The 21695-nt window shown below is 52.2% G+C and carries 21 protein-coding genes and 1 riboswitch; of the genes, 10 read left to right on the top strand and 11 right to left on the bottom strand.

Annotated features, from left to right (window positions below; all coding sequences use genetic code 11):
* Positions 1-25 precede the first annotated feature (25 nt).
* The gene (locus BRO54_RS02085) at positions 26-568 is read left to right on the top strand and encodes a 1,2-dihydroxy-3-keto-5-methylthiopentene dioxygenase (RefSeq protein ID WP_074042975.1); all 543 of its coding nucleotides are present in this window, start codon (positions 26-28) and stop codon (positions 566-568) included.
* A 45-nt stretch (positions 569-613) separates the two neighbouring features.
* On the opposite strand, the gene BRO54_RS02080 is transcribed toward BRO54_RS02085, so the two are convergent.
* Entirely contained in the window at positions 614-1348 is a 735-nt protein-coding gene (locus BRO54_RS02080) for a ZIP family metal transporter (protein ID WP_074042974.1), read from the bottom strand.
* 219 nt (positions 1349-1567) lie between these two features.
* Between BRO54_RS02080 and BRO54_RS02075 the strand changes: the two genes are divergently transcribed.
* Both BRO54_RS02075 and BRO54_RS02070 read left to right on the top strand, forming a co-directional pair.
* Positions 1568-2017, top strand: a complete 450-nt coding sequence (locus BRO54_RS02075; protein WP_074042973.1) for a MarR family winged helix-turn-helix transcriptional regulator — start codon at positions 1568-1570, stop codon at positions 2015-2017.
* 87 nt (positions 2018-2104) lie between these two features.
* Positions 2105-2671 (top strand): phosphate propanoyltransferase, encoded by a 567-nt coding sequence (locus BRO54_RS02070; protein WP_074042972.1) that lies wholly within the window; start codon positions 2105-2107, stop codon positions 2669-2671.
* Between the two features lie 61 nt (positions 2672-2732).
* Here the strand turns inward: BRO54_RS02070 and BRO54_RS02065 are convergent, their stop codons facing one another.
* The 4 genes from BRO54_RS02065 to BRO54_RS02050 form a co-directional block, all read right to left on the bottom strand.
* On the bottom strand, positions 2733-3281 hold the full coding sequence (locus tag BRO54_RS02065; protein WP_074042971.1) for a short-chain dehydrogenase: 549 nt from the start codon (positions 3279-3281) through the stop codon (positions 2733-2735).
* A 19-nt stretch (positions 3282-3300) separates the two neighbouring features.
* Positions 3301-5319 (bottom strand): S9 family peptidase, encoded by a 2019-nt coding sequence (locus BRO54_RS02060; protein ID WP_074042970.1) that lies wholly within the window; start codon positions 5317-5319, stop codon positions 3301-3303.
* Positions 5320-5461: 142 nt separating this feature from the next.
* Complete coding sequence (locus BRO54_RS02055; RefSeq protein WP_063165554.1) at positions 5462-6595, bottom strand: IS4-like element IS5377 family transposase; 1134 nt, start codon at positions 6593-6595, stop codon at positions 5462-5464.
* A gap of 91 nt (positions 6596-6686) precedes the next feature.
* Positions 6687-8120: an amino acid permease gene (locus tag BRO54_RS02050; protein WP_074042969.1), complete on the bottom strand. Its 1434-nt coding sequence runs from the start codon at positions 8118-8120 to the stop codon at positions 6687-6689.
* A gap of 76 nt (positions 8121-8196) precedes the next feature.
* Positions 8197-8376: riboswitch (Lysine riboswitch) on the bottom strand.
* Between the two features lie 324 nt (positions 8377-8700).
* On the opposite strand from BRO54_RS02050, the gene BRO54_RS02045 reads away from it, so the two are divergent.
* From BRO54_RS02045 to BRO54_RS02025, 5 genes are all read left to right on the top strand, one after another.
* Positions 8701-10395 (top strand): M3 family oligoendopeptidase, encoded by a 1695-nt coding sequence (locus BRO54_RS02045; protein ID WP_074042968.1) that lies wholly within the window; start codon positions 8701-8703, stop codon positions 10393-10395.
* A gap of 220 nt (positions 10396-10615) precedes the next feature.
* On the top strand, positions 10616-11134 hold the full coding sequence (locus BRO54_RS02040; protein WP_011230465.1) for a GNAT family N-acetyltransferase: 519 nt from the start codon (positions 10616-10618) through the stop codon (positions 11132-11134).
* A 94-nt stretch (positions 11135-11228) separates the two neighbouring features.
* Positions 11229-11942, top strand: coding sequence for an ABC transporter ATP-binding protein (locus BRO54_RS02035; protein ID WP_139268032.1), 714 nt, complete (start codon positions 11229-11231; stop codon positions 11940-11942).
* Positions 11939-12964 (top strand): ABC transporter permease, encoded by a 1026-nt coding sequence (locus BRO54_RS02030; protein ID WP_074042967.1) that lies wholly within the window; start codon positions 11939-11941, stop codon positions 12962-12964. The genes BRO54_RS02035 and BRO54_RS02030 overlap by 4 nt, the downstream gene beginning before the upstream one ends.
* A gap of 11 nt (positions 12965-12975) precedes the next feature.
* Positions 12976-13629, top strand: coding sequence for a TetR/AcrR family transcriptional regulator (locus tag BRO54_RS02025; protein WP_033015860.1), 654 nt, complete (start codon positions 12976-12978; stop codon positions 13627-13629).
* A gap of 27 nt (positions 13630-13656) precedes the next feature.
* Here BRO54_RS02025 and hepT read toward each other — a convergent pair whose 3' ends face one another.
* From hepT to BRO54_RS01995, 6 genes are all read right to left on the bottom strand, one after another.
* Positions 13657-13989: a type VII toxin-antitoxin system HepT family RNase toxin gene (hepT, locus tag BRO54_RS02020; RefSeq protein ID WP_074042966.1), complete on the bottom strand. Its 333-nt coding sequence runs from the start codon at positions 13987-13989 to the stop codon at positions 13657-13659.
* A gap of 154 nt (positions 13990-14143) precedes the next feature.
* Positions 14144-15199, bottom strand: coding sequence for an RNA-guided endonuclease TnpB family protein (locus tag BRO54_RS02015; protein ID WP_074042965.1), 1056 nt, complete (start codon positions 15197-15199; stop codon positions 14144-14146).
* 187 nt (positions 15200-15386) lie between these two features.
* Positions 15387-15794: a type VII toxin-antitoxin system MntA family adenylyltransferase antitoxin gene (gene mntA, locus BRO54_RS02010; protein WP_011230466.1), complete on the bottom strand. Its 408-nt coding sequence runs from the start codon at positions 15792-15794 to the stop codon at positions 15387-15389.
* A gap of 186 nt (positions 15795-15980) precedes the next feature.
* Positions 15981-16580, bottom strand: a complete 600-nt coding sequence (locus tag BRO54_RS02005) for a hypothetical protein (RefSeq protein ID WP_033005529.1) — start codon at positions 16578-16580, stop codon at positions 15981-15983.
* A gap of 21 nt (positions 16581-16601) precedes the next feature.
* Positions 16602-17114, bottom strand: a complete 513-nt coding sequence (locus tag BRO54_RS02000) for a hypothetical protein (protein WP_074042964.1) — start codon at positions 17112-17114, stop codon at positions 16602-16604.
* 219 nt (positions 17115-17333) lie between these two features.
* The gene (locus BRO54_RS01995; RefSeq protein ID WP_074042963.1) at positions 17334-19472 is read right to left on the bottom strand and encodes an ATP-dependent Clp protease ATP-binding subunit; all 2139 of its coding nucleotides are present in this window, start codon (positions 19470-19472) and stop codon (positions 17334-17336) included.
* A 285-nt stretch (positions 19473-19757) separates the two neighbouring features.
* Here BRO54_RS01995 and BRO54_RS01990 point away from each other — a divergent pair, with 285 nt between their 5' ends.
* Positions 19758-20501, top strand: coding sequence for a FixH family protein (locus tag BRO54_RS01990; RefSeq protein WP_074042962.1), 744 nt, complete (start codon positions 19758-19760; stop codon positions 20499-20501).
* Between the two features lie 108 nt (positions 20502-20609).
* A complete protein-coding gene (locus BRO54_RS01985; protein ID WP_079935819.1) occupies positions 20610-21650 on the top strand; it encodes a YkvI family membrane protein in 1041 nt (346 codons plus the stop codon).
* Positions 21651-21695: the final 45 nt, after the last annotated feature.

Here is a 21695-nt window from a genome sequence, read left to right as displayed (position 1 = left end):
ATTTTTCCAAAGGGGGATGTGAACAATGGCAGTCATCAAAGTGAGAAAAACGGGCCAAGTGATTGAAGGGGAAGAGAATGTGCGCGCGTTTTTGAACAGTCAAGGGGTGTTGTATGAACATTGGGACATCACGAAACTGCCGGAGCACTTGCGCGACAAATACGTACTTACGGATGAAGAAAAAAATGAAATTTTAGCGACGTTCAAAGATGAAATTGAAGATTTGGCGGCGCGCCGCGGCTACAAAACGTGGGATATCGTCGCCCTGTCCGACGCGACGCCGAACTTGGATGAACTGCTGAAAAAATTTGAACAAGTGCACATCCATACGGAAGATGAAGTGCGCGCCATTACGGCCGGCCATGGCATTTTCATCATCAAAGGCGACAAAGAAACCGGCTATTTTGATGTAGAGCTTGAAGCCGGCGACGTCATTTCCGTGCCGGAAGGGAATCCGCACTACTTTACGCTCATGGATGACCGTCGGGTCGTTGCTGTCCGCTTGTTTATCGACCCGTCCGGCTGGGTCGCTCATCCGTATGAAGAAAAAGAGGAAGCTGTCCAATAACAACGAACGCCCCGCTGCTTATATACAGGCGGCGGGGTGTTTTCGTTAAATCGATTGTGTTAGAAAAATCATAAACAAAATGCCGACAATAAACGCATACGTCGATGTCCGTTCATTTCCATCGCCATGGCTTTCGGGAATGAGCTCTTTGTAAATGATAAACAGCATCGCCCCGGCGGCAAACGCCAACCCGTACGGAACGAGCCCGCGAAAGAGGGAGGTTAAGTAAAAACCAAGCAACGATGTGACGATTTCCACCGCTCCGGTCAACGTGGCAATGAGAAACGCTTGAAAGCGGCCGATTTGCTGGTTGACTAAAAACAAAGCGACCAAAAACCCTTCCGGTGCATTTTGCAAGCCAATCGCCAGGGCGATTAAATTGCCGATTTGCGAAGAGCTGTCCGAGGCGTAGCTCACCCCGACCGACAGTCCTTCCGGAAGATTGTGCAAGGCAATGGCAGCAATGATGAGCATCGCTTTTTCATCAAATTGTAAGCCGCTTTTCGTATGTTCCAAGTCGATGTGAGGGACAGTCATTTCAAGCAGCGTCAATACGAGCACACCTGCCGCCAGTCCGATGGCCAGCGCACCAAAGCCGCCGGTACGCAATGCTTCGGGGATGAGGCTTTCCATCGAAGCCGCCATCATAATGCCGGCGGAAAAGGCCAGCAGCACATCACGCCACCGGTGGGTGAGCGATTTGGCCATAAACAAAATCGGCACGGCGCCAAGCCCGGTTGATAAGGCGGAGAGCACGCTTCCGGCCAACACTTGGTTCATCCACTTCCCTCCCTGACACCCTTTCTCCTTCTTCACATATGCATCGTTCAGTGGAATGTGACAGTCGCCCAAGCGCCGACATATAATAAATTATCATAGCCGAAGCGAAAGCCGTTGGCGAGGAAAATGCATCATCGCGAACAAAAAACGGTTGCCCGGGAATTCGCTGTTCCAGTATAATGAAAGTAAGAAAATGTCAACTTTAAAGGGTTGGATGCTATGGAACAAAAGGAGCAGGCGTTGCAGCAGTCATTAAAATTATTCATCGTGTTATCGCGGGCATACCGGTCGATCAGCGACCAAGTAAACAAGTCGATTCAATCGTTCGGCGTCAATCCGACCGAATTTGCGGTGCTCGAACTGCTTTACCATAAAGGCGATCAGCCGCTCCAGCAAATCGGGGAAAAAATTTTGCTCGCCAGCGGCAGCATCACGTATGTCATCGACAAGCTTGAAAGCAAGGGGCTGATCATCCGCCGCGCCTGTGAGCGGGATCGCCGCGTGACGTATGCGTCGATCACCGACAGCGGCCGGCAGTTCATCCAGCGCGTGTTCCCCGAACATGCCGAGACCATCCATGAAACGGTGGCGGCGCTGACGCCGGAAGAAAAGGAACAGGCGATCGTGTTGCTGAAAAAATTAGGCTACGGCGCAAAAAGCAGAGACTGACCTCGCGTCAGTCTCTTTAATTTTGCTGAAAATGGATACGTTATATAAAGAAAATAACACTGCAAGAAAAAGGAGAGATCGCCATTGATGATTCCCGTTGGGGTGTCCAACCGCCACATTCATTTATCGAAAGAGCATATGGCGGCGCTGTTTGGCGAAGACGCCGAGCTGACGATGCTCAAGCCGCTGTCGCAGCCCGGTCAGTTCGCCGCCAAAGAAACGGTGACGGTCGAAGGACCGAAAGGGAAAATCGAAAACGTCCGCGTCCTCGGCCCGGTCCGTTCGCTCACCCAGCTCGAGATTTCAAAAACGGACAGCTTTAAGCTCGGTGTCGCGCCGCCGGTCCGCTTATCCGGCGACATTGACGGGACGCCGGGCATCACGATTCACGGGCCGAAGGGGACAGTGACCGTCGACAAAGGGGTGATCATCGCCAAGCGGCACATTCATATGACGCCGAAAGATGCGGAAACGTTTGGCGTCCGCGACAAACAAGTCGTGAAAGTGAAAACACAAGGGGAACGGGCGCTCATTTTCGATGAAGTCATCATCCGCGTCAGTGAAGATTTTGCTTTAGATATGCACATTGACACGGATGAAGCGAACGCGGCTGGCTTGAAAACCGGCGATTATGTCGAACTGCTTCCGTCGTGAAATCATCCGCAGCAATGGGAGACAATGCGCCCTCTCGTTCGTCCCGAGAGGGCGCTTCCCGTTAACGCGGACGCTTCTTGGATGGCTCTAGTGTGCCGACAAGATGAAACGGCGCATCATGCCGGATGGCATCGATGATGCCGCCGCTGATTTCTTGATGGGTGAGCCAGCGCGAACCATGTTCTTCCACGACAAAGCCGAGCTGAACTTGCCGGTACAGGCAAGCGGCAGGCAAACAGAGTTTCTGTTTCATCTCGGTTGGATCGGCGCGGCTGCCGAGCACGTGAAACAGCCGCCAAGGACTGGGGTGTCTGCTATTTTTCCAAATGATGGAGGACAGCGCCTGCGTTTCATCCGTATGCACCCACGCGATGATCAGATCAAATGTTCCATTTTCTCTGATCGTTTGGCAAATAAAAGAACATAGCGTTTCTTGATCGCGATAATCGACAAGAAGCGGGGTGATGGACGCCATCTGTCCAGTGCGGTCGATGAGCTGCTTCATCCGTGCGCGGTGGCGGGCGATGACGGACACATGATATCCTTCCCGCACAAGCCAAAGCGACACGTCAGCCAACATGCCTGTCCCACCGATGACGAGTGCGTGCATGGCGGCTCCTCCTTTCGGGTTAATGCAGCGATCCTTTCAAATAACGGTCAAACCATTCGACGATATGGCGAAGCCGCTCAAGCCGGAGCACCGGGTTGCCGGTGCGCGACAAATCGTGGTTGGCGTCCGGGAAGCGGACAAGTTTTGTTTCCCGCCCGAGTTGTTTCAATGCGATAAACAGCTGTTCCGCCTGCTCGATCGGGCAGCGGTAATCGCGCTCGCTGTGCAAAATCAACAGCGGCGTGCGCATATGTTTGACGTATTTGAGCGGCGAGTGATGCCAAAGCCGCTCGGCGTCTTCCCAGATGTCGCAGCCGACTTCCCATTTCGTAAAAAAGTAGCCGATGTCACTCACTCCGGAGAAACTGAGCCAGTTGGAAATGGAACGCTGGGTGACAGCCGCTTTGAAACGGTCGGTATGCCCGACGATCCAATTGGTCATAAACCCGCCGTAGCTGCCGCCGGTGACGCCAAGCCGTGTCTCGTCAATGAAGTCGAACTTGCTGATCGCGGCGTCGACGCCGGCCATAATGTCTTCATAATCCATGCCGCCATAGTCGCCGCGCACGGCATTGACGAATGCCTGTCCATATCCGTGGCTACCGCGCGGGTTCGTGAACAAAACCGCATAACCACGCGAAACGAGCAGTTGAAATTCATGGAAAAATGTAAATCCGTACATCGCATGCGGTCCGCCGTGAATTTCGACGACAAGCGGCGCCTTTTCCCCTTTGCCAAGCCCGGGCGGTTTCATGATCCAGCCTTGAATCTCCCAACCATCCGTCGATCGATACGTAAACGGTTCGGCATCGGCGAACACCACTTCGTTTTCGAGCGCTTCATTGGCACGCGTAAGCCGTGTTTTCGTTCCGTCTTCGAGCGAGATCATATACAAATCGCCAATGACCGTCGGCTCGCTCATGGCGGCGATGGCTTGCTGTTCGCTTGGGTGGATGGCTAAACCGTATAAATGGAAGTCGCCTTCGATCATCGGAACGATCGGGCCGTCGTGCGGGACGAAATACAAGTTGACGCGTCCGCGCTCCGAGGCGGTGACATACAGGCCGCTCCCGTCGCTCGCCCAAATCGGGCCCGGGCCTTTCGCATCAGCGTGTGTGTCGCCGACCATGGCATCGCCGAGATGGACGTCCCAATCGGCGGTCAGCACCCGCTTCGTTCCACGCTCCGGCTCAAAGACGTAAAGCCGGTGAAGCGTAGCCCCGAGATAAGCAAGATCATGGCCGATGGCGGCGAGCTTCGTTCCGTCCGGCGACCAGGCGAGCGAAGCGAATGTACCGCATCCGTTCGTCAAGTTCGTTTCCGCTTTCGACTCGAGATCAAGCAAAACAATGTCGCGCGTAAAGGTTTTGTCCGGATCATCGTTTCGGTTGGCAACAAAGGCGAGCGTCCGTCCATTGGGTGAAATCGCAAACGAACCGATTTCTTCCTCGCGGCCCGTCAACGCTTCGGTTTTTCCTGACGCCGCATCGATGCGCACCAGCACGTCCCGCTTGCCGTCAAGAAAACCCGACGCGTCTGATTTATAATAGAGACGCTCCACAACGCGCGGCTTCAGGTCAGCTGGCTTCGTTTCCTCCTTTTTCGATTCTTCCCGGTCTTCGATCGTTTCTTCGTCGCCAAGCGTCGTTAGGACGATGAGAAACGTCCCGTCCGGCGACCAAACGTAATCGCGCACACCGTTTTTGAAAAACGTCAGTTGGCGTGCCTCGCCGCCATTGGCGGGCAAAAGCCAAAGCTGCGTGCGCCCGGAGCGGTCAGACAAAAACGCGATCGTTTCGCCGTTCGGGGAAAAGCGCGGCTTCATGTCGCGCCGCGGCCCGAACGTCCATTGACGGACGGAGCCGTCTGCCGTCCATAACCATAAATGGGAGCGGTATTGTTTTTCCTCATCAATCGATTTTTCCACAAACACGACGCGCGTCCCGTCCGGCGCGTAGTGCGGGTCGCGCACCGAGCGGAGGCGAAGCAAATCTTCCACCGTTATGCCGCGGCGTTTGGATTGATGTTCGTTGTTCATGCCTCATCCCTTCTTTCACAAAAAATGCACGGTCAACCTATTACTTCGTTTTTCGAAAGAAAAATCCTGCCCCTCAATAAAAAAACGAACGCCGGATGGACCGGACGCCCGTTTTTGGTTATGCTGATAACACGAGTGTTGATTATCCAAAATTATACATACGCCTTCCATAAATTTGGGCATACTCAAACAAAGCAGCGGCCATCCCGGATTTCCAATCGAGAGGAAGCTGCCCAGAGAAAAAACGGCGAACGAACGAAATGAAGGAAAGAGAGACGTTCGTCTGTTTTTTGGTTTGATCATACAGCCATCGCAGCAACACATACGCGATGAACGCCGCAAACAGCTGATTGTATACCGCATTTTCCGTCGTGCCAAACAAGGTCGGGACATTCAGATATTGCTTCACCCAACGGAAAAAGACCTCAACAGTCCAACGTTGTTGGTACATGTCGGCAATGGTTTCCGCAGACGCATGGAAGAGGTTCGTCACGACCCGAATGTCGCGGCCATTCGCATCTCGAAAGATCACCACCCGGTGACGCTTGGTGGAGCGGCATTGTTTCGTCCCCAACTGGCACGTGAAGTCGGCTTGAACCGATGAGGATGTGCTGGAAAGGCGTTTCAAGCTTTTTTTCTGATGAAGTTCGATGTTGTCCTTCATCCGAATGACAAAGAGCTGATGCTGCTCCACAAATCGATCGAGGCGTTCGATTTTGAAATACGCCCGGTCTTCCACCAGCACTTGTTGAGCGTTCGTCAACTGTTCTCCCACCGGGCCATCATGACGCAGTCCGGTCGTTTCCACCACGTCTGCCGGCAACGAGGATTCCGGCGAATACGCGACGTGCAGCTTCACTCCGGCGCGTTCGCCGTGATACGGAGCCCATGGGAGGCGGTTTTTCCCGACCGTGACGGTCGTCGAATCCACCACCCGAAGCGGTTTGGGAAACCGAAGCGAGCGGCGGGTTTGGCGGTTGCACTTGGAAATGATCAACGCCAACAAGCGTTTCATGATGTCATAGGGAACTTCTTTCGCTTTCTTGGATACTGTGGAATAATGGAATCGCGGCAATCCATACAGAGGCCCCACGTCAGCTCCATGGCGAAAGCTTTTCCATTGATGCATGGCGGCCAGCAGGAAGAAGTGAATCAACTCGCGCAACGTAAAGGTTCGAGACGAATCACGATACCCAACCGCTTCGGCAATCAGTTGAATCTCTTCATCCGAAACAAGTTTTTGCATCAAATTCGGGAGTGTGGTATGCTTGTTCATAGAGAGCACCTCCTGGGTTTGTTTGTGTCGTTACTCACATTCTACAGGAAAGGTGCTCTTTTTTCTATACCCTTTGGATTTTATTGGATAATCAACACGCCTGTGCTGATAATTTTTGTTTTTCGTTCGCCTGCCGTGCTGCTTTTCTCACTTGTGGGTAGAAGATCAAGCCGCTGGCGAGCAAGGCGACGCCGAGCAGAAATGTTTTTAAGTCCGACGTGCCGGCGATGACGACCCAGATGGAATACACCGTCGCCAGCGCCGCAATGATGCCGTCAGCCAGCCGCTCGCGCGCCGCCATGTACGTTTCGCCGGTGAGCGTGAGTTTCAACTGAAAGACGGAAGCGATCAAATACGGAACGAGATAGGCGAGCGTGGCGATGTAAATGACGAAGTCAAACGCCGCGGCCATCGAGTGGGAAACGGTCGAGAAAATAAACAATTGCGCCAAGACGTTCGACAACGTAAGCGAGAAGCTCGGTACGTTTTTCTTGTTTTCCTTCAAAAACACCGGCAGAAACAGCCCTTGTTTTGCCGCTTGGTACGGCACTTCGGCGCTCAACAATATCCAGCCGAGCGTTGAGCCGAGCAGGCTGATGAGCCCAAGACCAGCCAGCACGTAGCCGCCCGCCGGTCCGACGATGGCAATGATGGCGTCAACGAGCGGTTTTTCCGACTGAATGAGTTTATTTTGCGGCAAGATGCCCATCACCAAAAAGCTGATGCCGATGTAAATGGCTAAGGCGATGAGCAGGCCGGCGATTGTCGCCCACTTCACATCGGCCTGTTTGCGCGCACGGGAAGCGAACACCATCGCCGATTCGACGCCGACAAACGCCCAGAGCGTCGATAAAGCGGCGTTGTTGATTTGCCCAAGCAAACCGATCGGCTGTCCGTCCCCGTCATAGCGAGGAGCGTCAAGCGGGCCGATGACTGCTTTGTCAAACGCAAACAGCGTGATGATGATAAACAGGAAAAAGCCGAGCACTTTCGCTGCTGTCGCCACAAAATTCAGCTTCCCGGCGTCTTCTACACCGCGCAAAATGAGGAAATGCATCCCCCAAAGGAGCGCCGTGCAGACGAGAAATGTCAGCAAATTCCCCAGTTTCAGCGCAAACGAGCCGATCTCAAGCACCGTTTTACTGCTTGTCAGCACCGGGAAAAACGTCGACAAGTAGCTTGTAAATGTCGTAATGATCGCGACGTTGCCGGCAAAGTTGCCGACCCAGTAGCCCCATGATGACATAAATCCCGATAAAATCGAGAGATTGGAGCCTTTCGGAAACAGCTCCTTCGCGTAAATTTGCGGTCCGCCGCCTAAGTCGGGCTTACGGATCGCCAAGTTGCCGAAAACAAGCGCCGTCATTAGGACGCCGGCTCCGGTCAGCAGCCAGGCGAGCATCACGCCGATGGGGCTCGCCGCCTCCGCCAACGAGCGCGGCAGCATAAAAATGCCGGAACCAACCATATTGCCAACGACGAGCGCCGTTAATACCCAAATTCCAAGTTTTCGCTGATTGTCCAAGATGAAAACGCTCCTTCCATAAAAGAAAGCACCCGCGCCTCTTCAGCGGGTGCATGATAGATTCGCATCCACACTGAATGGCGATAGCGCTCCACCGCCGCAGGCGATGGCAGTCCTGCGCCTGTTCGGCCGCAGGCCCAGCTTGCGCCGCCGGAGCGCGACGCAAACTTCGGCGGTGAACCCTTTCCCGCTGCGTCATGGACCGCTCCGGGCCTCGGCAGCGCTACTTTTGTTCACCGCAGCCTCTATCCCATTAAAGTGGAGAGGGGGTATATGGTTGCCGACATTATATTACTTAATTCGACAAATATCGTCAATATCTTTTTGTTGGAAAGAGTGGATCAAGACGTTGGATGTTCATAGACACTCTTTTTTACTACCATACATGATTATTGCTCAGTATGGTTTGTGTGGGGTAAAATGGAAATGTATTTTAGGGTTTGGAAAAAGAGGATATTTTTGAACTCCGACGAATATACAATTGGTCGGTGAAACATGGAAAAGGTTCATTTCACTGGGGATGGATCTTTTCCCATCATCATATTCCGTGAAAAGGTGATCAGGAAAGAAGGGGATGAGCATGAAGTTTTCTGAGTTTCGTTATGAGCGGCCGGACATCACTCAATTGCAGGCATCGTTTCAAGAAGCGCTCGATTCGTTCCGCCGTGCGGGGAGCGCCGCCTTGCAGCACGAGGCGATGAAGCGGATCAATGAGCTGCGCCGCCGCTACAGTACGATGGCGAACCTTTGCCATATTCGCCATACGATCGATACGAACGATGAATTTTATAAAAAAGAGCAAGACTTTTTCGACGAAACGGAGCCAGTCGTCAAGGGGCTTGTCAACGACTATTACCGTGCGCTCGTCGCTTCGCCGTTTCGCAGTGATCTTGAAGAGGTGTGGGGGAAACAGCTGTTTGCCTTGGCGGAAACGCAGCTGAAAACGTACGCGTCGGCGATTGTCGAGGATTTGCAAAAAGAAAACAAGCTGGCAAGCGAATATACGAAGCTCATCGCATCGGCGAAAATCATGTTTGAAGGCGAGGAGCGGACGCTCGCCCAGCTGCAGCCGTTTGTTGAGTCGCCGGACCGCACGATGCGCAAACGGGCCAACGAAGCGCGGTTTTCGTTTTTCACTGACCATGAAAAGGAGCTCGATGAGCTGTATGATGAGCTTGTCCACGTCCGCACGGCGATCGCCCGGAAGCTGGGGTTCAAAAATTTTGTTGAGCTCGGCTATGCCCGTTTAGGCCGAACCGATTACAATGCCGACATGGTCGCCCACTTCCGCCGGCAAGTGAAAACGCACATCGTCCCGCTCGCTTCAAAGCTGCGCGAGCGCCAGCGGCAACGGATTCAGGTGGAGAAGCTTTACTATTATGACGAGCCGTTTATGTTCCCGACCGGCAATCCAGCGCCAAAAGGGGACGCCGATTGGATCGTCAAAAACGGCCGGCAAATGTATGAAGAGCTGTCGACGGAAACAGGCGAGTTTTTCCGCTATATGGTCGAACACGAGCTCATGGATCTTGTGGCGAAAAAAGGCAAGGCTGGCGGCGGCTATTGTACCTATATCGATGACTATAAGGCGCCGTTTATTTTCTCCAATTTTACCGGCACCTCGGGCGACATTGACGTACTCACCCATGAAGCCGGGCATGCGTTCCAAGTGTATGAGAGTCGCCATTACGACATTCCGGAATACAACTGGCCGACGCTTGAGGCGTGTGAAATCCACTCGATGAGCATGGAGTTTTTCACATGGCCGTGGATGGAGCTCTTTTTCGCCGAAGACGCCGACAAATACCGGTTCGCCCATTTGAGCGACGCGCTGTTGTTTTTGCCGTACGGCGTTGCGGTCGATGAGTTCCAGCACGCTGTCTACGAGAATCCGGGCATGACGCCGGCTGAGCGGAAGAGAGTCTGGCGTGACATAGAAAAAACGTACTTGCCGACAAGAGACTACGACGGCCATGACTACCTTGAGCGCGGCGGATTTTGGCAACGGCAAGGGCACATTTACACCGACCCGTTTTATTACATTGATTATACATTGGCTCAAGTGTGTGCGTTCCAGTTTTGGAAGCGAGCGCAAGACGACCGGTCTTCGGCGTGGCGCGACTATGTGGCGCTTTGCCGATTGGGCGGCAGCCGGCCGTTTACTGAGCTCGTCAAAAGCGCCAACCTAAAGTCGCCGTTTGCTGACGGGGCGGTCGCTTCGGTCGTCGGCCATATCGAGCGGTGGTTGGACAGCGTCGATGACAAAGCCTTGTAAAAAGAAGCAAAGAAGGCGGGCGGGAACAGCACCGCCCTGCTTTTCTTTATCATCTCGCGCCGAGAAGACCCCCACTTCCACGTGTTGGGCGGGGATGGCTTGGTTGACAGCCTGCTGTGGGGCGGGTGTTTCCAACAATCTCTCACCTCAAAGCTCAAGCGTAGGTGGGAGAGCGTTCAATTTGAAAACTTCTATCAAACTGGGGAAAAGGGGGAAAACGATGATCCGTAAAGCCACATGGGTCGACGCACTGGCCATCGCTTCGGTCCACGTCGAAAGTTGGAAGACGACGTACAGCGGCATCGTGCCGGACGCGTACTTGGAGACGTTGGCAGTGGGAGAAAAACAAACGTTATGGGAGAAGGTGCTCAGCCAATCGGACCATTCCGTGTTTGTCGCCGAGGAAAACGGACGCGTCGTTGGATTCGTCTCCGGCGGACCAAATCGGGCAGCCGACGGTCTGATAGCGAAGTATGACGGGGAGCTGTATGCGATTTATTTGCTTAAAGAGGTGCAAGGAAAAGGGCTCGGCCGGCAACTCGTTCAAGCGTTGATCCGCCATTTGGCGCAAAAAGGCATTCATTCGCTGGTCGTCTGGGTGCTTGCCGACAATCCGTCACGCGGTTTTTACGAACGGCTTGGCGGTGAAAAACTGGCCGAGGAAAGGGTGGAAATCGGTGGAAAAGCATTATGGGAGTGGTGCTACGGCTGGCGAGACGTCCAATTGATGGAACAGTAGGTGGACTGCCGAACCGTCGGCAGCTTAAAAAATGTATTTTGTGAGTGATTACTCACTACTATGCAAAGGGGAGAAAAGCAATGACCGCCAATCCATGTATTCAAGTCGAGCGTGTCTCCAAGCGTTTGGAAAAAAAGTGGTCATCCACGATGTGTCGTTGGATGTCCGCGCGGGAGAAATTTTCGGTCTGCTCGGCCCGTCGGGTGCAGGAAAAACGACGTTGGTGCGCATGATCGCCGGCATTGATCAAGCGAGTGAAGGGACGATTCGCGTGCTCGGCGTGAATATGCCCAATCTTGGCGCCATGAAGCGGATCGGCTTTATGGCCCAGTCGGATGCCCTGTACGGAGAATTGACCGCGCTGGAGAACATGCAATTTTTTGCTTCCATCTACGGGTTGCGAGGGAAAAAACAAAAAGAGCGGATCGATGACATGTTGGCGCTTGTCAACTTAACGAATGATCGAAAAAAGCCGGTGCACCAATATTCAGGAGGGATGAAGCGTCGGTTGTCGCTGGCGATCGCCTTGCTTCATGAACCGGACGTGCTTATTTTGGATGAGCCGACGGTCGGCATCGATCCGGTGCTGCGCCAATCGATTTGGGCGGAGCTTGAGCGGATTCGCCAGCGCGGCACAACCATTGTCGTCACGACCCATGTGATGGATGAAGCGGAAAAGTGCGGGCGGCTTGGCATGATTCGCGAAGGCCGTCTGATCGCCGTCGGCCGCCCGGATGAATTGAAACAGGAAGCAGGCGCGGAAACGATTGAGCAAGCGTTTTTGACGTTTGGAGGTGTCCGTCGATGAGAGTGTTGGCCATTGTCGTCCGCATCATCCGCCAGTTTTTCCGCGACAAGCGCACGCTGGCGCTCATGATTGTCGCGCCGATGTTCGTCTTGTTGTTAATGGATTTGGTGTTTAATGGCGAAGAATACAAACCAGCCATTGCCGTCAGCGAACACGTGCCTGAGGTGGTTGTTGACAAGTTGAAAGAAGCAGGAGCGAACGTGAAAGAGCTGTCAGCAAAACAAGCGCGAAAGCAGCTGGACGATCAAGACATTGACGCGTGGCTTGACATGAGCGGAAGCGCTCCGCACCTTACGCTGGAAGGAAGCGACCCGACGGCCAATCAGGCGGTGATGGCCGCGGTGCAAAAGGCGTTTCAGTCCATGGCGCCCAAGCCCCCGTTTCAGCTGAAAACAACGTATTGGCACGGATCAAGCGACATGGCGTCATTTGATTATTTCGGCCCCGTGCTGATCGGCTTTTTCGTCTTCTTTTTTGTCTTTTTGATTGCTGGAGTGTCATTTTTGCGCGAGCGGACGAACGGGACGCTCGAGCGGCTGATGGCGACGCCGCTCAGGCGCTGGGAAATGGGCGTTGGCTACATGATCGGGTTCGGATTGTTTACCACGATTCAAGCGAGCTTAATTTCATGGTTTGCCATTGATGTGTTGGACATGATGATGGAAGGTTCGTTTTGGTATGTGCTGCTCATTACGTTTTTGCTGGCGATGACAGCGCTGGCGCTTGGGATGCTGCTGTCGGCGTTCGCCAACAACGAGCTGCAAATGGTGCAGTTTATCCCGCTTGTCATCGTGCCGCAAGTGTTTTTCTCGGGTTTGTTCAATCTCGACACGATGGAACAATGGCTTCGTTCCTTAAGCGTCATCATGCCGCTCACCTACGGGGCGGATGCGCTGCGCGATATTATGGTGCGGGGAGAGGGCTTTGGCGCCATCGCCGTGGATGTGTACGTGCTGCTTGGCTTTACGTTGCTGTTTATGCTATTAAATGTAGTAGCATTGAAAAAATACCGCAAGCTGTAAGGAGTAGAGTCATGAGCGAGCATTCATGGATTCAGGAATTGTTGCAAATCGGCGGCAAGGAAGGGCAGTTCAGCGAAAAGCAGCTAAAAATTTTGGAAGCTGCCGTTGAAATGTTCGCCGAGAAAGGCTATGCGGCGACGTCGACGAGTGAAATCGCCAAAAAGGCTGGGGTGGCGGAAGGCACGATCTTCCGCCACTATAAGACGAAAAAAGATTTATTGCTGGCCATCGTCACGCCGACGTTGTTTCATTCCGTCGCCCCGTTTTTGGCGAAAGAGTTTGTCCGTGAAGTGTTTGACAACGAATATGAGACGTACGAACAGTTTTTGCGCGCGGTGCTCGCCAACCGCTACACCTTTGTGAAAACGTATTTGCCGGCGATTCGCGTGCTTTGGCAGGAGGTTGCCTTTCATTCCGAGATTAAACAGTGCTTTCAACGCGTGTTTACCGAGCACGTGTATCCAAAATTCGCCCGCATTGTCCGCCATTTTCAAGAAAAAGGTGAGTTGGCCGAGCTGCCGGTTGATTCGGTCATCCGCTTGACGATCACATCGCTCGCCGGCTTTTTGGCCGCTCGTTTTCTCCTTTTGCCTGACCACAATTGGGACGATGAGGCGGAGATGGAGCGGACGATTCACGTGTTGATGAACGGTCTGCGGCGCTAAACGGCCGGCTTCCGCGCGGAAGCCGGCCTAGCTGTTTTTCTTGGCATAATCGAGGATGGCTTTCGTAAATTGTTTGAAATCATCAAGATGGTGTTCGACGATGGCTTGCAAGATGCCAAGGTTCAGTTGTTGGTAGTCGTGAACGGCGATGTTGCGGAATCCGACCATCGCCTTCATCTTTTTGCTTACAGCGGAAGAGATCACGCCGTGTTCTTCAAGAAGGGAGAACGCATCGCGGCTATGCTGCGGCAGTCCGAATTTCTGCTCGGCCACGATATGCATGGCCAAATCGATGCAGGCCTCGCACGCCCGCTGTAAATTGAGAATGATCGAGTCTTGCTTTGTATAATTTTTTGACACTCCACACGGCTAAAGCCGTGGGATTCTTGGGTCGTTGGCGCCCTCCTCCATTTCTGGTTCGGGCCACGCCCAAGTTTAGGGGTGTGTCATCACCCCGTCCCATCGGGTTACGATGTACCCCCATGGGCGGCGCACCTGTGACCAGTGCGCTAGGTTAGGAGGCGAAGCCCGAAATCGCTTTGGCGATGTTGATCGCGCCATTCAAGTCGGCGTGGATGGTGTATCCGCATGTTTTACACTGAAAGCGGATGCCGTTCCGGTTCGCTTTCTCTCGATGTCCGCATTTACACGTTTGGCTCGTGTAGGTCGGCTTCACCCACTCCACCCGAATGCCTGCCATTTCGGCTTTATAGGCAATCATCGTTTGCAGTTGATGAAACGCCCAAGCATGAAGACTTCGCCCCGTTTCTTTGGCCGATGCTGCCCGCTTGCGAATCCCTGTCAACTCTTCCATCCGAATCACGCCAACACCGTTGGCGAGCGCAAAATGGACAATTTGACGGCTAATTTTGTGGTTGACATCCTTCATCCAACGGGATTCTTTGTTTCCGATTTTTCGCACCGCGCGAAGTTTCTTGGCTTTTTGCCATTTGCGCCGCAAAGCCGCATATCGTCGGCGCACAAAGGCGCATTGGTTCCCTTTGAAAAACAACGATTTCGTTCCCACGCTGGCCACGGCGATATAGCGAAGCCCAAGGTCAACCCCCATCACCTTTGTTTCGTGACGCGGCTTGACTTCAAAGGTGATCGCGATCGCTAAATACCATTTTTTTCTCTTTTTGTACAGCTTGGCGGCCCCTTGTTTGGCGGTTCCATTGATCAGCCGGTTCAGCCATGCTTCTTGATAGGAGCGCGTGACGACCGGCACGCCAATTCGCTTCTCCAGTGTGGGGAAGGAAACCGTGTAGAACGCTCCTTTCTTTTCCACCTTCACGTTTTGATTGTTAAAGCAACACCAGAATGTTCGAAACTTCTTTGTTTTCTGGTTTTTCTTTTGGGACTTCACTTCTCGAATCGTCTGATTCACGACGGCAGAAGGAAACCGCTGCGGCGAAAACTCCTTAAAAATTTTGCTCGTTGCTTGATTCAGTTCGGGATGATTCAACAGCCAATTGGCAAACGCGGTATTCACTTCTGTCATCCGTTCATACATGTCCTGTTTGACTTTCGTTGGGTTGTGCAATTCCAGCTTTAGTGTGATGGTTGGCATGGATTCACCTCCTTGCAACAATGACAGGATACCATTTCCATATGAAGAAAACGGCTCACTTTCATCCCACGCCTAAAGAGCGTGGGCTTTCTCGTTCGTGAATCTGTAAATTTTTGGGTCGTGGTCATATTCCTCGTCAATTCGTTTTAGGCATCGTTCAATGATGCTGATCTTATTCAAAATCACATCATTTTTCATACACCGACCCACTTTCCGCAATTCGTTTTAACACCGGCTCCCTCTCTTCATTCAGCTTTGCATACATTTTCAACGTTTTCATTTCAAACTCCATTCGTTTCCGTTCGTCGCCACAATCGATCACCTTTGCGCTTGAGACGACTTGCGCTTGAAACACGGTGCTGGCTTGGCGCAAATCGACAAGATCGACATCGCGCCCTAACTTGTCAGCCAACTCCCCGGCGAGCCGAAACAGCTCATACGGATCATGCGGTTCGCCGTCGCTGACAAAGGCGATGTCGACATCGCTGTCTGGGCGCAGCGTCCCACGGGCGGCTGAACCGAACAGGTAGATGACGAACGGGTGAAGAGCCGGGCGGAGCGTCTGAATGATGATCGTCTCCATTTCGTTTGGCAATCGCGATGCCCCCTTGCGTTTTTCTTCATTATAGCAAAATTTTTTCGTTCCTGGAGAAAAGACGGAAAAAGAAAAAGAGGCGATGGCGACCGCCCCTTTTTACAGCGAAAATCCTTTATTCGTGCGAAAGAGTCTGACCTCAAGAAACGGACGTGCGGTCGATGAAAACGTTTGACCGAACGGCCGTCATTTTCTTGCACCACCGTCTTCCGAAATGACGCTGGATCCTTTGTTTGGGTCGAACGATTGGTACCATTGAACATCATTGAAAATATGCACGGGGAACCGTTCTTTGTCCAAAATGAGAAGATTGTACCGCAAGTCTCCATGATTGATTCGATTGATCAAATCTTTTGGTATATCATTTGTCCAAGTGGAAGAAATGGTGATGGTATATGATAACTGTCCGTTTGCCGGCAAAGGGCCTTTGACAGCGTTGGAACGGTCAACATGGGTCAGACGCGAGAGTTCCTCTGGATATTGAATGACGAAATAGTAATCTCGATACTGTTCAAGCAAACGGTACAGCTGTTCCGAGATGGTGTAATGAATCGTCAGCTCGATCGATCGACTTGTCGCCTTTGCAATAAATTGATTGACTAGAAAATGCGGAGGGAGAAATTTCTGTTCCAACGATAACGGCTTTTGTTCCGTCTCCGCTTTTTCATGTTCCTGCTTCGCTTTCTCCACCGGATGCGGCGCAACAGGGGCGGGGTCGTGTCCGCGTTCGCACGCCGCCAGCAAGAGAAAGCAGATGAAAAGGGGATGGAAAAATTTTTTGCTCATAAAATCACCATTCATGAGTGTTTAGTTTTGTTTAATGCTGTCGGAATATCCCTCATATGTCCATTGTCCGCTGACGGTTTTCGAGCTGATGAGAGTTCCTCTGCTGTAGTAATTTTCTTTACCGGTCGCTTTCACCCAACGGCTTCCATATCGAAGGGTATAGGTGGAATAAGGAGGGATCGTCCAAGTAACAGTTGTTGTTTTTTCCACCCGCGCTCCTAAACTTACTTCCGTACTAATTCCTACTTCCAGGACCATCTCGTTAAATGTGGACGACGAAGAAACAGTAGCGGTTGCATACGCTTCTCTCTTGACTGTGTGGGAAACAGTGTCAGTAGTAGATTTGTTGTTTACATGGGTATGAGCCCAATAAATGGTCAGCCCTCTTGTATCTGTGCTGTGAACGTATTCATATCCATCATAAGGGATATAGGTTGGATTGATTTCTGCTTCTGTCTTATTAAATGGGGTAAGAGAAAGCAATCCAGCCAAAAGAATCGGACTAATGGTTTGAATCATCTTTCTTTTGAACATCACAATCCCTCCTAATATTTAGAATTTATAACTTATTTTTAGCAAAAAAAAAGTAAGTGTCAATAATATTTCCAAAAAAATTATTTTATAAAATATTCACCCCTTCACTAAAAGTGTGCTTGACTGAATCGAGGTGAAAAATCGGTTTGATAAACGGTCCATTGGAAAGAAAGATCCGCCGAAAGCAAAATTGATGTTCGGCGGATCCTCTGTTGTAAGTTATGATTCGATTTTCGCCACAATGGCGTCTCCTTCAACGTCGATGCGGATTGCGCGCACGGGACTGCTTGCGTCAAGCAGGCAATCGGCGATGTTGTCTTCGACATGCTCTTGGATGACGCGGCGGAGCGGACGGGCGCCAAAGGCTGGATGGTAGCCGAGTTCGGCCAGTTTTTCTTTCGCCGCTTCCGTCACTTCGAGTTCAATACCTTGTTCGCGCATCGCCGCTTTGACGTCGGCGAGCATCAAATCGACAATTTCGAGCAAGTGCGCTTTTTCGAGCGGCTTGAACTCGATGATGGCGTCGAAGCGGTTCAAGAACTCCGGCTTGAAGTAGGCGCTCAACGAGTCAAGGACGCTTGTTTGTCCGTTGCCCTCTTTTTCAAAGCCGACGGTGATTTTTTTGTCGGTCACACCGGCGTTGCTTGTCGCGATGATGACGGTGTCTTTGAAGCTGACGGTGCGGCCTTGGCTGTCGGTTAAGCGGCCGTCTTCCAAAATTTGCAGGAAGATGTGCTGTACATCCGGGTGCGCTTTTTCAATCTCGTCGAGCAAGATGATGCTGTACGGATTGCGGCGCACTTTTTCTGTCAGCTGGCCGGCTTCTTCAAAGCCGACATAGCCCGGCGGCGAACCGATCAGCTTCGAGACCGAATGTTTCTCCATGTATTCGCTCATATCGAGGCGAATCATGGCGTCTTTTGTGCCAAACAGCTCCTCAGCGAGCGTTTTGGCGAGCTCCGTTTTCCCGACGCCGGTCGGGCCGACAAACAAGAACGAACCGATCGGGCGGTGTTTCGCTTTCAAGCCGGCGCGGCTGCGGCGGATCGCCTTGGCGACTTTTTTCACCGCTTCCGCTTGGCCGATTACTTTTTTCGCCAAGTTTTCTTCGAGATGTTTCATTTTTTCTTTTTCATCGGCTTGCAGTTTGCCGACCGGGATACCGGTTTTCTCGGCAATGATTTGCTCGATGTCGGCGGCATCCACGACAGGGCGTTCTTGGGTGACGCCTTGCTCGAGTTGTTTCTCAAGCTTCAGCTCTTCAGCGCGCAGTTTCGCCGCCAGTTCATAGTTTTCCTCTTTCGCCGCTTGTTCTTTTTCTTTCGCGATTTGGATCAATCGCTCTTGCAGTTGCTTTTCATCGGTCGGGCCGAGGCGCAAGTTCGCTTTCGAGCCGGCCTCGTCAAGCAAGTCGATCGCCTTGTCCGGGAGGAAGCGGTCTTGAATGTAGCGGTGCGACAATTTCACGCATGCTTCGATCGCTTCGTCCGTATAGCGGACATGATGGAATTGTTCGTATTTTGGCTGAATGCCTTTTAAGATGGCGATCGCTTCCTCAACGGTCGGCTCGTGGACGATGACCGGTTGGAAGCGGCGCTCAAGAGCCGCGTCTTTTTCAATTTGCCGGTATTCTTTGAGTGTCGTCGCCCCGACGACTTGCAGTTCGCCCCGGGCAAGCGCCGGTTTTAAAATGTTGCCAGCGTCCATGGAGCCTTCAGCGGCGCCAGCGCCGACGAGCAGATGGATTTCGTCAATGAACAAAATGATGTTTTTCCGCTCTTGCAGTTCGGCGATGAGCCGTTTCATCCGCTCTTCAAACTGGCCGCGGATGCCGGTGTTGGCAACAAGCGAAGCGACATCAAGCAAGTACACTTCCTTGTTTAACAGTTTTTCTGGCACTTGCCCTTCGGCAATTTTCAGCGCAAGCCCTTCAACGATGGCCGTTTTCCCGACGCCCGGCTCCCCAATCAACACCGGGTTGTTTTTGTTGCGGCGGTTTAAAATTTCCATGACGCGTGCGATTTCTTTGTCGCGGCCGATGACCGGATCGATCAAGCCCGCTTTGGCCATTTGCGTCAAGTTGCGGCCAAACTGATCCAAAAATCCGCCGCTATGGCTTTGCGGGCGTTTCGCCATCGTTTCTGGCGAGCTCATCCCCGCGTTGGCGGCTGTGAACGGGCTAGTAAAGAAGTCATCAAAGGAAAACGGCGAAAAGCCGAAGTTCATCATCGGAATCGACAATTGTTGTTTTTGTTTTTCATAGCATTCATGGCACAGATGAAGTTGTTGTTTTTCACCGTTCCATTGCAAGTTGACAAACACCGTTGCTTCACGTTGTTGGCATGCTTGGCAACGCATGAGGTATACCCCCTTTTTCCGTTATTTGGATTTGACTTTGACTTTCTTTGATCTTCTGACTTTATTATACTTTGACCTTTTTTGACTTTCAAGTGTTTTTTACAAAAAAATTGTGATAACGATGAAATGTTTTTGAAAAAATGGTGAATACTAATGTAGGTGCGGCAAAGCTATGATAAAGTGAAAAACAGAAAAAGAGGCGGAAAAGGCCTGCCTTCGGTGCTGACAACGGGGCGGCTGAACTACGTTTATAATGAATTTTAAGGAAAAAGGAGAAAGGTGAAGATGAGAAGACATTTTGGTTTAGCATTAACTACTATGCTTTTTGGGATGATGATCATGGCCGCTTGCACAAACAACAACAAGCAAGCCGAGACGCCGGCCGTGCTTGAAGTGAAAATGGATGTTCCGGATCACATCGATTTGAACAAGCCGACCAAGCTCTCCTGTGTCGTGACGTATGGCGGTGAAAAAGTGGACGATGCGAGCGAAGTAAAGTTTGAAGTATGGAAGCATGGAAGCAGCGAGCGGGAAATGATTGAAGCAAAGCATGACGGCGATGGCCGCTACTCGGTGGAAAAAACGTTTACCCAAGCGGGAACGTATTCGGTCGTTGCCCATGTGACAGCGCGCGATATGCATAACATGCCGAAAAAAGATATTGTCGCTGGCAACCCGGAACAGGCGGCAACGGCCGACGGTGCGGGCGAAAATTCCCAAGGCAGTGCTGAAGAACACCATCATGGCGCCGTCGCCATTTCGCTGTCATCCCGTTCGTTCGAAGCCGGGAAACCGGCGGCATTGACCGTCCATCTCACCAAAGACGGGAAGCCGTTTACGAACGCCACTGTTCGCTTTGAGATTTGGCAGGCCAACAACAAGCATGAATTTGTTGATGCGGATGAAAAAGGAAACGGCGAATACGAGGCCGTTGCCACGTTTGCCAACAAAGGAACGTATTCGGTGAAAGTGCATGTGGAAGCAGATCAATTGCACGAACATCAAGTCGAACAAGTGACTGTTCAGTAATGAAGGATGCCGAGGAAGGCATCCTTTTTTTTCTATTCGTCTTTCTTGTCCGCTGCGGACATATATATGGAAGTAAAGCAGTGGACAAGGAGAAGGAGAGGGCAGGCAGTGAAGAAGAAAACGGAATGGTCGGAGGCTTGGCAAATCGCCGCTGTCTACGTCGGCACGGTGATTGGAGCGGGATTTGCGACTGGCAGGGAAATTATTGAATTTTTTACCCGCTACGGAATGGCTGGGACGATCGGGGTGGCGGTCAGCGGCGTTTTGTTCACATGGGGCGGCGCGCGCCTGATGGTGATGGCGCGCCGCATTGGAGCCGCGTCATATGATGAATTGAATCGCTATTTGTTCGGAAGAATGTTGAGTCCGTTTGTGACGCTCGTGATGACGGCAATGATCGCGGGGGTGACGGCGGTGATGATCGCTGGGGCGGGCGCGGTGTTTGAAGAGCAGCTCGGCTGGCCGCGGCAGGCGGGCATCGCGCTGACGCTCGTTTTGGCGCTTCTTGTCATGTTGTTTGACCGCAAAGGGCTGTTTGGCGTCAACGTGTTTGTCGCGCCGATGATGGTGTTGTTTAGCTCCATCGCTTTTATCAAAACGATGATGGCTGGCGACTTGTGCCGCCTGGACATGGCCGCGGCGGACTATTCCCTCAAGGCGATGTTGTCGCCGTTTTCCTATACGGCGTTTAACTTGGCGATGGCCCAAGCGGTGCTTGTCCCCATCGCCCGTGAAGCGACCGATGAGCGAGCGGTGAGGCGCGGGGCGATGTTAGGTGGAATGGTGCTGACGGTTTTGCTGCTGTTGAACCATATGGTGCTGCTGTCGTTTCCACACAAGGACGATTATGATATTCCAATGGCAGAAGTCGTTCATACGTTTTTTACTGTGTTGTATTGGCTTTATGTCGTCGTCATTTACGGAGAAATTTTTACATCGGTCATCGGCGGCATGTTTGGGCTCGCACGTCAAGTGCGCGTTTGGGTGCCGTTTCGCGGGAAATGGCTGGGCGTGCTGCTCGTTTTGCTGTTTGCGGCGGTCAGCCCGTTTCATTACGGGGAGCTGCTGTCATTCATCTATCCGCTGTTTGGTTATATGAGTCTTGTGCTGTTGTGGCTTCTTTGGCGCCGGCAGCTGCCGCGCCGGTAAATGAGCCCTTTCGTTCCCCAAAGTTTTTTTGGTGAAGGGGGACGA

It is taken from the genome of Geobacillus proteiniphilus (assembly GCF_001908025.1).
Lineage (GTDB): Bacteria > Bacillota > Bacilli > Bacillales > Anoxybacillaceae > Geobacillus > Geobacillus proteiniphilus.
The sequence above is the reverse complement of the archived record's forward strand: the minus strand, read 5'-3'. Positions and strand labels throughout refer to the sequence as shown.

Bases quoted from the DNA above. Each gene is read 5' to 3' on its own strand.
- BRO54_RS02085 (WP_074042975.1), top strand. From the start codon at position 26: ATGGCAGTCATCAAAGTGAGAAAAACGGGCCAAGTGATTGAAGGGGAA.
- BRO54_RS02080 (WP_074042974.1), bottom strand. From the start codon at position 1,348: ATGAACCAAGTGTTGGCCGGAAGCGTGCTCTCCGCCTTATCAACCGGG.
- BRO54_RS02075 (WP_074042973.1), top strand. From the start codon at position 1,568: ATGGAACAAAAGGAGCAGGCGTTGCAGCAGTCATTAAAATTATTCATC.
- BRO54_RS02070 (WP_074042972.1), top strand. From the start codon at position 2,105: ATGATTCCCGTTGGGGTGTCCAACCGCCACATTCATTTATCGAAAGAG.
- BRO54_RS02065 (WP_074042971.1), bottom strand. From the start codon at position 3,281: ATGCACGCACTCGTCATCGGTGGGACAGGCATGTTGGCTGACGTGTCG.
- BRO54_RS02060 (WP_074042970.1), bottom strand. From the start codon at position 5,319: ATGAACAACGAACATCAATCCAAACGCCGCGGCATAACGGTGGAAGAT.
- BRO54_RS02055 (WP_063165554.1), bottom strand. From the start codon at position 6,595: ATGAACAAGCATACCACACTCCCGAATTTGATGCAAAAACTTGTTTCG.
- BRO54_RS02045 (WP_074042968.1), top strand. From the start codon at position 8,701: ATGAAGTTTTCTGAGTTTCGTTATGAGCGGCCGGACATCACTCAATTG.
- BRO54_RS02040 (WP_011230465.1), top strand. From the start codon at position 10,616: ATGATCCGTAAAGCCACATGGGTCGACGCACTGGCCATCGCTTCGGTC.
- BRO54_RS02035 (WP_139268032.1), top strand. From the start codon at position 11,229: ATGTATTCAAGTCGAGCGTGTCTCCAAGCGTTTGGAAAAAAAGTGGTC.
- BRO54_RS02030 (WP_074042967.1), top strand. From the start codon at position 11,939: ATGAGAGTGTTGGCCATTGTCGTCCGCATCATCCGCCAGTTTTTCCGC.
- BRO54_RS02025 (WP_033015860.1), top strand. From the start codon at position 12,976: ATGAGCGAGCATTCATGGATTCAGGAATTGTTGCAAATCGGCGGCAAG.
- BRO54_RS02015 (WP_074042965.1), bottom strand. From the start codon at position 15,199: ATGCCAACCATCACACTAAAGCTGGAATTGCACAACCCAACGAAAGTC.
- BRO54_RS02005 (WP_033005529.1), bottom strand. From the start codon at position 16,580: ATGAGCAAAAAATTTTTCCATCCCCTTTTCATCTGCTTTCTCTTGCTG.
- BRO54_RS02000 (WP_074042964.1), bottom strand. From the start codon at position 17,114: ATGTTCAAAAGAAAGATGATTCAAACCATTAGTCCGATTCTTTTGGCT.
- BRO54_RS01995 (WP_074042963.1), bottom strand. From the start codon at position 19,472: ATGCGTTGCCAAGCATGCCAACAACGTGAAGCAACGGTGTTTGTCAAC.
- BRO54_RS01990 (WP_074042962.1), top strand. From the start codon at position 19,758: ATGAGAAGACATTTTGGTTTAGCATTAACTACTATGCTTTTTGGGATG.